This is a genomic window from Streptomyces macrolidinus, assembly GCF_023887685.1.
Lineage (GTDB): Bacteria > Actinomycetota > Actinomycetes > Streptomycetales > Streptomycetaceae > Streptomyces > Streptomyces macrolidinus.
The window spans coordinates 40,534-54,288 of sequence record NZ_JAMWMR010000026.1 but is presented as its reverse complement, the minus strand read 5'-3'; the positions used below and the strand labels follow the sequence as shown (position 1 = coordinate 54,288).

The following is a 13,755-nucleotide window of genomic DNA, read 5'->3' as shown; positions in this document are numbered from 1 at the left end:
CCATGTCCGAGCGGCCTGGCGAGTGGCAGAGGGCTACTCGCCCGGCCACTGCGGGCTGCGCTTCTCGTTGAACGCCGCCACTCCCTCCGCCCGGTCCCCGGAGAACGCCACCGAGCGCCACGCCGCGTCCTCGACCTCGAGACCGGCGCGCAGGTCCAGGCCGTGCCCCAGCCGCAGGGCGCGCTTCGCGGCGCGCAGGCCCACCGGGGAGTTCGCGGCGATACGGGCCGCGAGGGCGAGCGCCTCGGCGCGGTCCCGGCCCTCCGCCACGAGGTCGTCGACCAGGCCCAGCTCCCGCGCCTCGGCGGCCTCCAGGCGCCGCGCGGTGAAGATAAGCTCCGCCGCGCGCGCCGCGCCCACCCTGCGGGGCAGCAACTGGGTGCCCCCGCCGCCGGGGATCACGCCGACGGACACCTCGGGCAGCCCGACCACCGCCGTGCGGTCCGCCACGATCAGGTCGCAGGAGAGCGCCAGTTCGAAGCCGCCGCCGAGCGCGAAGCCGTGCACGGCGGCGATCGTCGGCATCGGCAGCTCCAGGACGCCCGTGTAGGCGGCGCGCGCGAGGGGCCGCTGGCGCATCAGGTCGGCGTCCGTGAAGGAGTTGCGCTCCTTCAGGTCGGCGCCCACGCAGAAGGCCCGCTCGTGCGTCGACGTCAGCACGGTCACCCGCGCGTCCCGGTCGGCGGCCAGATGCGTGCACGCCTCCGTCAGCGAGCGCGCCATCTGCGTGGACACCGCGTTCATCGCCTTGGGCCGGTCGAGCGCCAGCTCCGCGACATACCCGTGCCGTCGTACGACGACGTGTTCGCCGAACCGCCGCTCGTCGCCCTGCTCCGCCATGACACCCTCCCGGTTAACGCGGGTTAACAACCTGTGCGTCGATCATCGCAGCCGAAGCCGCCCCGGCGGAAGCCTCCTGGAGTTCCCGTGAGAGGGAACCGCACACCCCCGTTCGGGTGATATCCGGGCCGTCTCCGCCTTCCCGGCCGCCCCCGGCTCATAGCCTGCGCACCGTCATGACCCACATGACCCGTGGCGGGGAGTGCGGACACACCGGGGAAGGGCGACCATGACGGACACGGCCACCACGCCGACGACGCACGACGCTCCTCTTCGACGCCGGTCCGCGGGCCGGCACCGCAAGCCCCGCCCCCGGCGCATGGCCCGCACCGTCGGCGGGCTGGCGCTCGCCGCCGGGGCGTTGAGCCTCGTACGCCTGGCCTCCCCGTCGGCGACGGGCGGCAGCCAGACCGTCGAGACCGAGCCCCGGATCGACCCCACCGGCGTTGCCACCAGCGCGGCGGACACGCTCGCCGCCACGCCGCCCCCGCGTCCGGCGAGCCGCTCCGCGACCGCCGTACCGGGCAAGGTGAGCGCGAGCCCGAGCCCGAGGGCTCGCACCACCCAGCGGCCCGCCTCGTCGGCCCCGCGACCGAGCGACCCCGCGACCGGTATCCCCGAGGCACCCTCGACCCCCACGGCCGCACGGACCCGCGGCCTCCCGAGCCCGACGACACCCGCGTCGCCGCGGCCCGTACCGTCCCCCACCACGACCACCCGCAACCCGGCCCCGGCGCCGGTCCCCGCCCCGCACCCGAGCACCTCGGACCTGTGCGTCCCGGTCATCGGGCTGTGCGTCACCGACCTGTCCGCGTCGAACGGTTGAGGGAGCAAGTCGAACGGTCGAGGGAGCGAGGAGGGAGGACGGGCTACGACGGCGTCCCGTCCCGCCGCGCCAGCAGCCAGGGTTCGATCACGCCGAGGCCGCGCACCGGGCGCTGCCACATGGGCTGGAGCGCGAACCGGTAGGAGGGCGGTTCCTCGCCTTCCTTCTCCGCGGTGGTCACGGCCTCGGCGGCCTCCGCCTCGGAGGCGGGCGCCTCGGCCGTACGGATCAGCTCCTCCGCGAACGCGCCGTCGACCAGGACGGCGTCCCGCGGGGCTATCGAGGTGAGCCGGCTCGCCAGGTTCACCGTCGTACCGAAGACATCGCCCATGCGGGTGGTCACCGTGCCGAAGGCTATGCCCACGCGCAGTTCCGGCATGGTCTCGTCGTGCGCCATCGTCTCGATGAGCCGCAGGGCGATCTCCCCGGCCGTACCGGCGTCGTCCGCCACGTACAGCACCTCGTCGCCCAGGGTCTTGATCAGCCGTCCGCCGTGCGCGGCGACCAGATCGGCCGCGGTCGTCTCGAACGCCTCGACGAGTTCGCCGAGTTCCTCTTCCTCCAGGCGGCGGGTCAGGCGCGTGAAGCCCACGAGGTCCGCGAAGCCGACCGCGAGCCGGCGGTCGACCATCTCCTCGTCGTCCGCGGCCTGGACGACCCTGCCGGTCGAGGCGGCGAGCTGGCGCCGCCAGACGTAGACGAGGAACTCCTCCAGCTCCGGCAGGAGCAGTTCGACCAGGGGGTACGTCACCTCGGTACGGGTCATGCCGGGCTCAGGGGGCTCGGTGAGGCCCTCCAGGAAGGAGTCGATCTGCCACTCCGCGAGCCGGGCGGTGGTCTGCCCCGTCGAACGGGCCACCTGCACCGCCATCGCCTCGCTCAGCAGGCCCGCCTCGACCAGACCGGCGAGGCGGCGCAGCGCCAGCACGTCGGCCTCCGTGAGCGCCTTGGCCTGGCCGATGTCCGCGAAGCCCATCGCCCGCCAGAACCGGGACGCCAGCTCCATCGAGACGCCCGCGCTGCGGGCCGCCTGGAAGGGGGTGTACCGGCGCTCGGCGCCCAGGATGAGCTGTTCCAGGCGGAGCGCGAGAGGGTTCTCGTCGGATTCGGCCTGTGCGTCCCGCCCCGGCTCACCGTCGGGGGCGAGGGGTCCGCCCGTGCCCGAGCCCGTGTCGTCGACGGTCACGCGTGCTGCCCTTCCGATCTGCCGCGGTCAGGTATCGACCGCGGTCAACTCTACGGCAGGTGTGCGGTAGCTCACTCCTCAACCGGTTGCCTCCGGCAGCCCTACGGCTCCCGGGCACCCGGCACCGGGGCCGCACCGTTTGCCGAGGTGGCCGCGTTCCGGGGCCGCGCCGCCGCCGGACTACGCCAGCCGCAGATGCACGATGTCCCCCGCGCCCACCGGCTGCTGCACCCCGTCCGCGGTCGCGAGCACCAGGCGGCCGTCGCCGTCGATCGCGACCGCCTCTCCGGTGAGGAAGCGGTCGCCGGGCAGCTCCGCGCGCACCTGGCGGCCCAGGGTCGCGCTGCCCGCCGCGTACGTCTCCTGGAGGCCGCTGGCCACCGGGTCGCCGCCCGCCGCGACCCAGCGGCCGTACCAGTCCTCGAGGGAGCGCAGCAGGGCCCGCAGCAGCGGGTCGCGGTCCGTGGTGCGGGCGCCCGCCAGGGCCAGCGAGCCCGCCGTGGGCACCGCGAGTTCCTCCGCGCGGACGGAGACGTTGATGCCGATGCCGATCACGATCCCGTGCTCGCCCGCGCGCTCGGCGAGGATTCCGCCCGCCTTGCGCTCCTCCCCGGCCACAGTGACGAGGAGGTCGTTGGGCCACTTGAGTGCCGTGTCCACGCCCGCGGCCCGCGCGAGCCCGGTCGCCACCGCCACCCCGGTCAGCAGCGGCAGCCAGCCCCAGCGGGCGACCGGCACCCCGGCCGGTTCGAGGAGCACCGAGAAGAAGAGACCGGAGCGGGGCGGAGCCGTCCAGACGCGGTCGAGCCTGCCGCGGGCGGCGCTCTGCTCCTCGGCGACCAGGACCGTGCCCTCGGCGGCGTCGCCGGACGCGGCGAGGGCGACGAGATCGGTGTTGGTGGAGCCCGTGCGGGGCACCACCTCGATACGGGTCCACAGTCCGCCCTCCCGCACCAGCGCCCGGCGCAGCGCGGTGGCGTTCAGGGGCGGTCGGTCCAGGTCGGACCAGCGGCCGGGGCCGCCGGATTCGTTCGCGTCAGAGGCGTCTCGGGGCGTCATGCAAGCCACCCTAGGTGTGTTGAACACCGCACTGCTGATCGGTAGGCACAGCACTACGCTACGGATGAGTAACCGTTCGCCCTTCTGAGCATTCTCCTAGCACCTCACCCCTCGTCCCCCATGAGCAAGCAGGGAGCCGCATCCCGATGGCAGAGCCGGAAGAGATCGACATCCACACCACCGCGGGCAAGCTGGCGGACCTCCAGCGCCGGGTCCAGGAAGCTACGCACGCCGGCTCACAGCGCGCCGTCGAGAAGCAGCACGCCAAGGGCAAGCTGACGGCCCGTGAGCGGATCGAACTGCTGCTGGACGAAGGCTCGTTCGTCGAGCTGGACGAGTTCGCCCGGCACCGTACGACCAACTTCGGACTGGAGAAGAACCGGCCGTACGGCGACGGGGTCGTGACCGGTTACGGCACGGTCGACGGCCGTCCGGTCGCCGTGTTCTCCCAGGACTTCACGGTCTTCGGCGGTGCCCTCGGCGAGGTCTACGGCCAGAAGATCGTCAAGGTCATGGACTTCGCGCTGAAGACGGGCTGTCCGGTCATCGGCATCAACGACTCCGGTGGCGCGCGGATCCAGGAGGGCGTCGCCTCCCTCGGCGCGTACGGCGAGATCTTCCGCCGCAACACCCATGCCTCCGGCGTGATCCCGCAGATCAGCCTGGTGGTCGGGCCGTGCGCGGGCGGCGCGGTCTACTCCCCCGCCATCACCGACTTCACGGTGATGGTCGACCAGACCTCGCACATGTTCATCACCGGCCCCGACGTGATCAAGACGGTCACCGGTGAGGACGTCGGCTTCGAGGAGCTGGGCGGCGCCCGTACCCACAACACCGCCTCCGGTGTGGCCCATCACATGGCCGGGGACGAGAAGGACGCCATCGAGTACGTCAAGCAGTTGCTGTCGTACCTGCCGTCCAACAACCTCAGCGAGCCTCTGGTCTTCCCGGAGGAGGCGGACCTGTCGGTCACCGACGAGGACCGCGAGCTGGACACGGTCGTCCCGGACAGCGCGAACCAGCCGTACAACATGCACACGGTGATCGAGCACGTCCTGGACGACGCCGAGTTCTTCGAGACGCAGCCGCTGTTCGCGCCGAACATCGTCACCGGCTTCGGCCGGGTCGAGGGCCACCCGGTGGGCATCGTCGCCAACCAGCCGATGCAGTTCGCCGGGTGCCTCGACATCGACGCCAGCGAGAAGGCCGCGCGCTTCGTGCGGACCTGCGACGCGTTCAACGTTCCCGTGCTCACCTTCGTCGACGTGCCCGGGTTCCTGCCCGGCGTCGGCCAGGAGCACACCGGCATCATCCGCCGCGGCGCCAAGCTGATCTTCGCCTACGCCGAGGCGACGGTCCCGCTGATCACGGTCATCACCCGCAAGGCCTTCGGCGGCGCCTACGACGTCATGGGCTCCAAGCACCTGGGCGCGGACCTGAACCTGGCCTGGCCGACCGCCCAGATCGCCGTCATGGGCGCGCAGGGCGCGGTCAACATCCTGCACCGCCGCGCGATCGGCGAGGCGGACGAGCCGGAGGCGACCCGCGCCCGGCTGATCCAGGAGTACGAGGACACGCTGCTCAACCCGTACATCGCGGCCGAGCGCGGCTATATCGACGCGGTGATCATGCCGTCCGACACCCGCCGCCACATCGTCCGCGGGCTGCGCGGGCTGCGGACGAAGCGCGAGAACCTGCCCCCGAAGAAGCACGGCAACATCCCCCTGTAGGCCCCCTGAGCTGTGGGAGCTGAGATGACGATCAAGGTCGTACGGGGCAATCCGACCCCGGAGGAGCTGGCCGCCGCACTGGCGGTGGTCCGAGCGCGCGCCGCGGCGGCGGCCTCCGTGCCGCCGGGCGCGGCGCGCACACCGGACGCCTGGGCCGACCCGGCGCGCATCGCGGGCCGCCGACTGCCCCAGCCGGGACCGGCGTCCTGGTCGCGCACCTACTGGCCGAGCTAGCGCCTCGGCAGGCACCAGAGCACACCGAGGGGGGCGTGGGCGGGACCGTCCGCGCCCCCTGCGCGCGCTCGGGCGCAGGTCAAGTTGAGTACGCGTACTCAGGCGCCGGGGTGCCTCGCCGGGTCACGATCGACGGCATGCTGTGGTCCGACCCCGAGAACGAGCCGCCCGACGAACTCCGTCGCGCTCAGGACATGTTGCGGCGGCTGGGGGTCCTCATGGCGCTGGCCATGGTGCTGGCGATGATCGTCATCGGCACCCGATGAGGGGCGCGCGACCGAGGGGCGCCGATACGCTGAGCACATGACCGTTCAGCCCCGCCGCCGTCTCGTGCTCGCGTCCCAGTCCCCCGCCCGGCTCGGGCTCCTCCGCCAGGCCGGATTCCGGCCCGAGGTCGTGGTGAGCGGGGTCGACGAGGACGCCGTCACCGCCCCCACCCCCGCGGAACTCGCGCTCGCGCTGGCCGAGGCGAAGGCCTCCGTCGTGGCGGCGAAGCCCGAGCTCATGGGCGCGCTGGTGATCGGCTGCGACTCGGTGCTCGAACTGGACGGCGAGGCCCTCGGCAAGCCCGCGGACGCGGAGGAGGCGACGGCCCGCTGGAAGGCGATGCGCGGCCGTGCGGGCACGCTCCAGACCGGCCACTGCGTCTACGACACGGTCAGCGGCCGGTACGCGTCCGCCACCGCGTCCACCGTGGTCCGCTTCGGCGAGCCGACGGACGAGGAGATCGCCGCGTACGTCGCCTCCGGTGAACCCCTGTACGTGGCCGGGGCGTTCACGCTCGACGGCCGCTCGGCGCCCTTCATCGACGGCATCGACGGCGACCACGGCAACGTCATCGGCATCTCGCTGCCGATGGTGCGCCGACTGCTCGCCCAACTGGGCGTCCAGATCACGGAGTTGTGGGCCACTGGCGAGGAGTGAGCCGGTAGGCGTCAGGGGGCGACCGCCTCGGTGCCGCCGCTTCCCGGGGTCTTCGGGGCGTCGCTGTCGCCCGGCTCGGCGGTGCGCGCCGGGCGGTCGTACGTCATCAGGGTAAGCAGGATCAGCCCGAGCACGAGCATCATGCACGCGAACGCGCCCCAGCCGAGCAGGCCGATCGCGAAGGCCCCGAGCAGCGCGTGCACCACGGCGGCGGTGACCAGCAGCACGCGCCAGAAGCCGGACGGAGCGCGGTCGCGCACGGCGACCAGCAGCGCGGCCAGGGCGCACAGCGCGAAGTAGAGCCCGAAGACGACACCGGCCGCCTTCGACGACACGGACATCGTGTGCGGGTCGAGCCCGGCCAGGGACATGTCCTGCCGGTCGACGACCACACCGAGGAACCAGTTCACGAACGCGAGGCCGAGCGCCTCCACGAAGAGGACGGCCGCCACGACCCCCGCCACCGGCCTGCGGACCACCGACCCCACCCACCTTCGCGCGCGCCACGTGTTACCGCGAGTAGTTTTGAGATGCTCCGAACGCTACTCATGGGTAAACCACGGGGCAAGGGGTTCGGCGAAGGCAAAGAATCGTTGGGCCATTAGTAGGGACTCCACAAAGAAACACGAGCTGCGGCGGGACTACTTCATAGAGACCTCGACCACGTCGGAGGGCTAGGGTTTTCCGCAGGATCCCCATGTGCGGCGGCGCGACAAGGGATTTCACAGCTTGAGTGAGCCTGGTTTCACGCTCCGTGTGGGCAAGCTCACCACTGGGGACGGGTCGAAACCTCGTGTCGGCAGTCCCTAAACTCGGCTTGTTTCAAGGAGAGGGAGCCATCGTGCGCAAGGTGTTGATCGCCAACCGTGGCGAAATCGCTGTCCGTGTCGCCCGGGCCTGCCGTGACGCCGGGATCGCGAGCGTGGCCGTGTACGCCGACCCGGACCGGGACGCCCTGCACGTCCGTGCCGCGGACGAGGCGTTCGCCCTGGGCGGTGACACTCCGGCCACCAGCTACCTGGACATCGAGAAGGTCCTGCAGGCCGCCAAGGACTCCGGCGCGGACGCCATCCACCCCGGCTACGGCTTCCTCTCCGAGAACGCGCACTTCGCCCAGGCGGTGCTGGACGCCGGGCTGATCTGGATCGGCCCGCCGCCGCAGGCCATCCGGGACCTCGGTGACAAGGTGGCCGCCCGGCACATCGCCCAGCGCGCCGGTGCCCCGCTGGTCGCCGGTACGCCCGACCCGGTCTCCGGTGCCGAGGAGGTCGTGGCGTTCGCCGAGGAGAACGGCCTGCCGATCGCCATCAAGGCCGCCTTCGGCGGTGGCGGGCGCGGTCTGAAGGTCGCCCGCACGCTGGAAGAGGTTCCGGAGCTGTACGAGTCGGCGGTCCGCGAGGCCGTCGCCGCCTTCGGCCGCGGTGAGTGCTTCGTCGAGCGCTACCTCGACAAGCCCCGCCATGTGGAGACCCAGTGCCTGGCCGACCAGCACGGCAACGTGGTCGTCGTCTCCACCCGTGACTGCTCGCTCCAGCGCCGCCACCAGAAGCTGGTCGAGGAGGCCCCGGCGCCGTTCCTGTCCGCCGAGCAGACCGCCGAGCTGTACCGCGCGTCGAAGGCCATCCTCAAGGAGGCCGGCTATGTGGGCGCGGGCACCGTGGAGTTCCTCGTCGGCGTGGACGGCACGATCTCCTTCCTGGAGGTCAACACCCGTCTCCAGGTGGAGCACCCGGTCACCGAGGAGGTCGCCGGTATCGACCTCGTCCGCGAGATGTTCCGTATCGCCGACGGCGAGGAACTCGGCTACGGCGACCCCGAACTGCGCGGCCACTCCTTCGAGTTCCGCATCAACGGCGAGGACCCGGGCCGTAACTTCCTGCCCGCCCCCGGCACCGTGACCACCTTCGCCCCGCCGACCGGGCCCGGTGTGCGTCTGGACGCCGGGGTGGAGTCGGGTTCGGTCATCGGCCCGGCCTGGGACTCGCTCCTCGCCAAGCTGATCGTGACCGGCCGTACCCGCGAGGAGGCTCTCCAGCGGGCCTCCCGTGCCCTGGAGGAGTTCCAGGTCGAGGGCATGGCCACCGCCATCCCGTTCCACCGCGCGGTCGTCAAGGACCCGGCCTTCGCGCCGGAACTGACCGGCTCCGCCGAGCCGTTCACGATCCACACCCGCTGGATCGAGACCGAGTTCGTCAACGAGATCAAGCCCTTCACGGCGACTGCTGAGGCGGAGGCCGAGGAGGAGGCGGGCCGCGAGACGGTCGTCGTCGAGGTCGGCGGCAAGCGGCTGGAGGTGTCCCTGCCCTCGTCGCTCGGCATGTCCCTGGCGCGTACGGGGCTGGCGGCGGGCGCCAAGCCGAAGCGGCGGGCGGCCAAGAAGTCCGGCCCCCTCGCCTCCGGTGACGCCCTCGCCTCGCCCATGCAGGGCACGATCGTCAAGGTCGCCGTGGAGGAGGGCCAGGAGGTCAAGGAGGGCGACCTGGTCGTCGTCCTGGAGGCGATGAAGATGGAGCAGCCGCTGAACGCGCACAAGACGGGCACCATCAAGGGCCTGGGCGCCGAGGTCGGCGCGTCCCTCACCTCCGGCGCGGTCATCTGCGAGATCAAGGACTGACCGAGATCAAGGACTGACGCAGACGTAGGTGGTACGAGGCGCCCGGCGGACCCGCACAGAGCGGGTGCGCCGGGCGCCTCGCGTGGTCCCGCGGTCAGCGGCGGCGCAGATCCGCCACGCGCGCGCGTTCTCCCGTGGGCGGCTCCCCGAGGACCGTCGCGCTGCGCAACTGCGGACCGCCCCCGGGACCCTGGCTGCGGCGCTGGCCGGGCAGGGGCACGTCCCGGCGCCGGCGGCGCTCCGTGGGAACGGGGTCGCCGCCGACCGTACCGCCGCCCGCCGCTCCGGCGACCGCGATCTGGACGCCCTGGTCGGCCAGGGCCTGGAGTTCGGTGGCCGCACGGTCGTCGTGCGCGGGCGGGTCGTCCGTCACCAGATGCGTGATGACGTCCGTGGGCACGGTCTGGAACATCGTGTCCGCACCGAGCTTGGTGTGGTCGGCGAGGACGACGACCTCCGCGGCGGCCTGCACCAGCGCGCGGTCGACGGACGCCGAGAGCATGTTGGACGTGGACAGGCCGCGCTCGGCGGTGAGCCCGCTCCCGGACAGGAAGGCTCTGGAGACCCTCAGCCCTTGGAGGGACTGCTCCGCACCGCTGCCGACCAGGGCGTAGTTGGAGCCGCGCAGGGTGCCGCCGGTCATCACGACCTCCACGCGGTTGGCATGGGCCAACGCCTGGGCCACCAACAGGGAGTTGGTGACCACGGTCAGCCCCGGCACCCGGGCGAGCCGGCGCGCCAGTTCCTGCGTGGTGGTACCGGCCCCGACCACGATGGCCTCGCCTTCTTCGACGAGGCTCGCGGCGAGGTCGGCGATGGCCGTCTTCTCGGCGGTCGCGAGATGCGATTTCTGCGGAAAGCCGGACTCTCGCGTGAACCCGCCCGGCAGTACCGCACCGCCATGCCGGCGGTCGAGGAGTCCTTCTGCCTCCAGTGCACGCACGTCCCGCCGTACGGTCACTTCGGAGGTCTGGACGACGCGGGCGAGCTCACGGAGCGACACGGCACCGTTCGCTCGCACCATTTCGAGGATCAATTGGCGACGTTCTGCAGCGAACACGAAACTGACAGTAACGCCGACGACCGTCTGGTTTCAGCAGTTTGCGCCGAATAACAGAAGTTGTTCGCAACGGAGGGCGGGAGATGATATAGGAGCCTCTCCCGCCCGAACGTCACCGGAACGTCACCCGGGCCGCGGCTGGACTCAGGACTCGGCCGTGAGCTTCCGGGTGTGCAACTGCCGTGCCACCTCGGCGATCGAGCCCGACAGGGACGGGTACACGGTGAAGGCGTTCGCGATCTGTTCGACCGTCAGGTTGTTGTCGACCGCGATCGAGATGGGGTGGATCAGCTCCGAGGCACGCGGCGCGACGACCACACCACCGACCACGATCCCGGTGCCGGGGCGGCAGAAGATCTTGACGAAGCCGTCGCGGATGCCCTGCATCTTGGCGCGCGGGTTGCGCAGCAGCGGCAGCTTGACGACCCGGGCGTCGATCTTGTCCGCGTCGACGTCCGCCTGCGTGTAGCCGACGGTCGCGATCTCGGGGTCGGTGAAGACGTTCGAGGAGACGGCCTTCAGGTCGAGCGGGGCCACCGCGTCGCCCAGGAAGTGGTACATGGCGATCCGGCCCTGCATGGCGGCGACGGACGCGAGGGCGAAGACGCCGGTGACGTCACCGGCCGCGTACACGCCCGGAGCCGTCGTACGGGAGACCTTGTCGGTGTAGATGTGTCCGGACTCGCGGAGCTTGACCCCGGCCTCTTCCAGGCCCATCCCGCTGCTGTTGGGGATGGCGCCGACGGCCATGAGGCAGTGCGAGCCCGTGATCACGCGGCCGTCGGAGAGGGTGACCTCGACCCGGTCGCCGACGCGCTTGACGGACTGGGCGCGCGAGCGGGCCATCACGTTCATGCCGCGCCGCCGGAAGACGTCCTCCAGGACAGCGGCGGCGTCGGGGTCCTCGCCGGGCAGCACGCGGTCGCGCGAGGAGACGAGGGTGACCTTGGAGCCGAGGGCCTGGTACGCCCCGGCGAACTCGGCGCCCGTGACACCGGATCCGACGACGATGAGTTCCTCGGGCAGCTCGTCGAGGTCGTAGACCTGGGTCCAGTTGAGGATGCGCTCGCCGTCCGGCTGGGCGTCGGGCAGCTCGCGCGGGTGACCGCCGGTCGCGATGAGCACGGCGTCGGCGGTGAGGGTCTCCTCGCTGCCGTCCGCCGCCCGGACGACGACCTTGCGCGAGCCGTCCAGGCCCTGCATGCCCTCCAGCCGGCCACGGCCGCGCAGGACGCGGGCGCCGGCGCGCGTGACGGACGCGGTGATGTCGTGGGACTGGGCGAGCGCGAGCCGCTTCACCCGACGGTTGACCTTCCCGAGGTCCACCCCGACGACGCGCGCGGTCTGCTCCAGCGGCGGGGTGTCGTCGGCGACCAGGATGCCCAGCTCTTCGTACGACGAATCGAAGGTGGTCATCACCTCGGCCGTGGCGATGAGGGTCTTCGAGGGCACGCAGTCGGTGAGCACCGACGCGCCGCCCAGACCGTCGCAGTCGACGACGGTCACCTCCGCCCCGAGCTGCGCGGCCACCAGCGCCGCTTCATATCCGCCGGGTCCGCCACCGATGATCACGATCCGAGTCACGTACCCCATTGTCCCGCACGTCCGGCGCAGTGCTCCCCCGGGGGAGGAGAGCGCCGCTTCCGACACCCCGGGGACGGGCGGGGTGCTGTCGTACCCTCGACTCCATGTCGCTCTATGCCGCGTACGCCGGCAACCTCGACGCCCGGCTGATGTCCCGCCGCGCACCCCACTCCCCGCTGCGCGCCACCGGCTGGCTGAACGGCTGGCGGCTGACCTTCGGGGGCGAGCAGTGGGGCCTGCCCTCCTCGACCGAGGTCGAGAGCGCGGGGGCCGCCTGGGACGGCGCGCTCGCGACGATCGTCGAGGACCCGCTCACCCAGGTCTTCGTCGCGCTGTACGACATCGCCCCCATGGACGAGGACTCCATGGACCGCTCGGAGGGCGTGAGCCTCGGCGTCTACCGCCGCCTGCGCGTCCGCGTGCACACGCTGGACGGCGAGGAGACGGCCTGGACGTACGCCCTGAACGGCTACGAGGGCGGCCTGCCCTCGGCCAGCTATCTGGGCGAGATCGCCGACGCCGCCGAGTCCGCGGGAGCACCGCACGACTACGTGATGGAGCTGCGCAAGCGACCCTGCTGACGGCCGGTCGTCGGTGAGCCGAAGCGGTGCCGGAAGCGGACGACGCGGAGTGGCGCCGGACAGCCGGACATCGCGGCGCGGCACCGGACAGCCGTACGACACGAGGTGGCGCCGGACAGCCGGACATCGCGAGGGGCGCCGGTCGGACGGACAACACGGGTGGCGCCGGAAACGACAACACAACGATCGCGTTGCCGTCACCTCCCTCATCTACGCGCGTAGGCACCGACCGGTTACTCTCGTGCGCGTGAACGCATCTCTTCTTCCGGACGACATCCAGGGCGACCCCTACGCCGCCGCCGACACCGCCGCCGCGCGCCTGCGCGAGCTGACGGGCGTCGAGACCCACGACGTCGCCCTCGTGATGGGCTCCGGCTGGGCCCCGGCCGTCGACGCCCTCGGCGCACCCGAGGCCGAGTTCCAGGTCACCGAGCTGCCCGGCTTCCCGCCCCCGGCCGTCGAGGGCCACGGCGGCAAGATCCGCTCGTACCGGATCGGTGAGAAGCGGGCCCTGGTCTTCCTCGGGCGTACGCACTACTACGAGGGCCGCGGGGTCGCCGCCGTGGCGCACGGCGTCCGCACCGCCGTCGCCGCCGGGGCCAAGACCATCGTCCTCACCAACGGCTGCGGCGGTCTGGGCGAGACCATGCGCCCCGGCCAGCCGGTCCTGATCAGCGACCACATCAACCTGACCGCGACCTCCCCGATCGTGGGCGCCAACTTCGTCGACCTGACGAACCTGTACTCGCCGCGCCTGCGCGCCCTGTGCAAGGAGGTCGACCCCTCCCTGGAGGAGGGCGTCTACGCGCAGTTCACCGGCCCGCACTACGAGACCCCGGCGGAGATCCGCATGGCCCGGGTCCTCGGCGCCGACCTGGTGGGCATGTCGACGGTCCTGGAGGCGATCGCCGCACGCGAGGCGGGCGCCGAGGTCCTCGGCATCTCCCTGGTGACGAACCTGGCCGCCGGGATGACCGGTGAGCCGCTGAACCACGAGGAGGTCCTCCAGGCGGGCCGCGACAGCGCGACGCGGATGGGCGGGCTGCTGGCGCAGGTGCTGGAGCGGATCTAGGGCCTCTCGTTCAAGGCCGCCGAGGACACCGAGACGGTCGTCGAA

General features: G+C 71.9%; 14 protein-coding genes. 8 read left to right on the top strand and 6 right to left on the bottom strand.

Annotated features, from left to right (window positions below; genetic code table 11):
* Positions 1-33 precede the first annotated feature (33 nt).
* Complete coding sequence (locus tag NGF19_RS24335) at positions 34-840, bottom strand: enoyl-CoA hydratase/isomerase family protein (protein WP_252427415.1); 807 nt, start codon at positions 838-840, stop codon at positions 34-36.
* A gap of 229 nt (positions 841-1,069) precedes the next feature.
* Between NGF19_RS24335 and NGF19_RS24330 the strand changes: the two genes are divergently transcribed.
* Positions 1,070-1,666 carry a hypothetical protein gene (locus NGF19_RS24330; protein ID WP_252427414.1) on the top strand — a complete coding sequence of 199 codons (597 nt, stop codon included), beginning with the start codon at positions 1,070-1,072 and terminating at the stop codon, positions 1,664-1,666.
* Between the two features lie 43 nt (positions 1,667-1,709).
* Here the strand turns inward: NGF19_RS24330 and NGF19_RS24325 are convergent, their stop codons facing one another.
* On the bottom strand, positions 1,710-2,852 hold the full coding sequence (locus NGF19_RS24325; protein WP_252427413.1) for an adenylate/guanylate cyclase domain-containing protein: 1,143 nt from the start codon (positions 2,850-2,852) through the stop codon (positions 1,710-1,712).
* 180 nt (positions 2,853-3,032) lie between these two features.
* Positions 3,033-3,911: a biotin--[acetyl-CoA-carboxylase] ligase gene (locus NGF19_RS24320; RefSeq protein ID WP_252427412.1), complete on the bottom strand. Its 879-nt coding sequence runs from the start codon at positions 3,909-3,911 to the stop codon at positions 3,033-3,035.
* 146 nt (positions 3,912-4,057) lie between these two features.
* Between NGF19_RS24320 and NGF19_RS24315 the strand changes: the two genes are divergently transcribed.
* The 4 genes from NGF19_RS24315 to NGF19_RS24305 all read left to right on the top strand — a co-directional run bounded on the left by NGF19_RS24315 (position 4,058) and on the right by NGF19_RS24305 (position 6,799).
* Positions 4,058-5,641, top strand: coding sequence for an acyl-CoA carboxylase subunit beta (locus tag NGF19_RS24315; protein WP_252427411.1), 1,584 nt, complete (start codon positions 4,058-4,060; stop codon positions 5,639-5,641).
* Positions 5,642-5,665: 24 nt separating this feature from the next.
* Positions 5,666-5,875 carry an acyl-CoA carboxylase epsilon subunit gene (locus tag NGF19_RS24310; RefSeq protein ID WP_252427410.1) on the top strand — a complete coding sequence of 70 codons (210 nt, stop codon included), beginning with the start codon at positions 5,666-5,668 and terminating at the stop codon, positions 5,873-5,875.
* Between the two features lie 137 nt (positions 5,876-6,012).
* Positions 6,013-6,141: a morphogenic membrane protein MmpB gene (gene mmpB / locus NGF19_RS30800; protein WP_289737066.1), complete on the top strand. Its 129-nt coding sequence runs from the start codon at positions 6,013-6,015 to the stop codon at positions 6,139-6,141.
* 37 nt (positions 6,142-6,178) lie between these two features.
* A complete protein-coding gene (locus NGF19_RS24305; RefSeq protein ID WP_252427409.1) occupies positions 6,179-6,799 on the top strand; it encodes a Maf family protein in 621 nt (206 codons plus the stop codon).
* Positions 6,800-6,810: 11 nt separating this feature from the next.
* On the opposite strand, the gene NGF19_RS24300 is transcribed toward NGF19_RS24305, so the two are convergent.
* Complete coding sequence (locus NGF19_RS24300; protein WP_252427408.1) at positions 6,811-7,287, bottom strand: hypothetical protein; 477 nt, start codon at positions 7,285-7,287, stop codon at positions 6,811-6,813.
* 353 nt (positions 7,288-7,640) lie between these two features.
* On the opposite strand from NGF19_RS24300, the gene NGF19_RS24295 reads away from it, so the two are divergent.
* Positions 7,641-9,413, top strand: a complete 1,773-nt coding sequence (locus NGF19_RS24295; RefSeq protein ID WP_252427407.1) for an acetyl/propionyl/methylcrotonyl-CoA carboxylase subunit alpha — start codon at positions 7,641-7,643, stop codon at positions 9,411-9,413.
* Positions 9,414-9,507: 94 nt separating this feature from the next.
* On the opposite strand, the gene NGF19_RS24290 is transcribed toward NGF19_RS24295, so the two are convergent.
* Together NGF19_RS24290 and NGF19_RS24285 are read right to left on the bottom strand one after the other, a co-directional pair.
* Positions 9,508-10,473, bottom strand: a complete 966-nt coding sequence (locus NGF19_RS24290; RefSeq protein WP_308288526.1) for a DeoR/GlpR family DNA-binding transcription regulator — start codon at positions 10,471-10,473, stop codon at positions 9,508-9,510.
* A gap of 144 nt (positions 10,474-10,617) precedes the next feature.
* Positions 10,618-12,066, bottom strand: coding sequence for an NAD(P)H-quinone dehydrogenase (locus NGF19_RS24285; protein ID WP_252427406.1), 1,449 nt, complete (start codon positions 12,064-12,066; stop codon positions 10,618-10,620).
* A gap of 95 nt (positions 12,067-12,161) precedes the next feature.
* Here NGF19_RS24285 and NGF19_RS24280 point away from each other — a divergent pair, with 95 nt between their 5' ends.
* Both NGF19_RS24280 and NGF19_RS24275 read left to right on the top strand, forming a co-directional pair.
* A complete protein-coding gene (locus NGF19_RS24280) occupies positions 12,162-12,638 on the top strand; it encodes a gamma-glutamylcyclotransferase family protein (protein ID WP_252427405.1) in 477 nt (158 codons plus the stop codon).
* A gap of 247 nt (positions 12,639-12,885) precedes the next feature.
* Positions 12,886-13,710, top strand: a complete 825-nt coding sequence (locus tag NGF19_RS24275) for a purine-nucleoside phosphorylase (RefSeq protein WP_252427404.1) — start codon at positions 12,886-12,888, stop codon at positions 13,708-13,710.
* The last annotated feature ends 45 nt before the right edge of the window (positions 13,711-13,755 follow it).

Excerpts from the sequence above, each read along its gene's own strand:
- NGF19_RS24315 (WP_252427411.1), top strand. The coding sequence starts at position 4,058 with ATGGCAGAGCCGGAAGAGATCGACATCCACACCACCGCGGGCAAGCTG.
- NGF19_RS24310 (WP_252427410.1), top strand. The coding sequence starts at position 5,666 with ATGACGATCAAGGTCGTACGGGGCAATCCGACCCCGGAGGAGCTGGCC.
- NGF19_RS24320 (WP_252427412.1), bottom strand. The coding sequence starts at position 3,911 with ATGACGCCCCGAGACGCCTCTGACGCGAACGAATCCGGCGGCCCCGGC.
- NGF19_RS24285 (WP_252427406.1), bottom strand. The coding sequence starts at position 12,066 with ATGGGGTACGTGACTCGGATCGTGATCATCGGTGGCGGACCCGGCGGA.
- NGF19_RS24335 (WP_252427415.1), bottom strand. The coding sequence starts at position 840 with ATGGCGGAGCAGGGCGACGAGCGGCGGTTCGGCGAACACGTCGTCGTA.
- NGF19_RS24305 (WP_252427409.1), top strand. The coding sequence starts at position 6,179 with ATGACCGTTCAGCCCCGCCGCCGTCTCGTGCTCGCGTCCCAGTCCCCC.
- NGF19_RS24330 (WP_252427414.1), top strand. The coding sequence starts at position 1,070 with ATGACGGACACGGCCACCACGCCGACGACGCACGACGCTCCTCTTCGA.
- NGF19_RS24280 (WP_252427405.1), top strand. The coding sequence starts at position 12,162 with ATGTCGCTCTATGCCGCGTACGCCGGCAACCTCGACGCCCGGCTGATG.
- mmpB (WP_289737066.1), top strand. The coding sequence starts at position 6,013 with ATGCTGTGGTCCGACCCCGAGAACGAGCCGCCCGACGAACTCCGTCGC.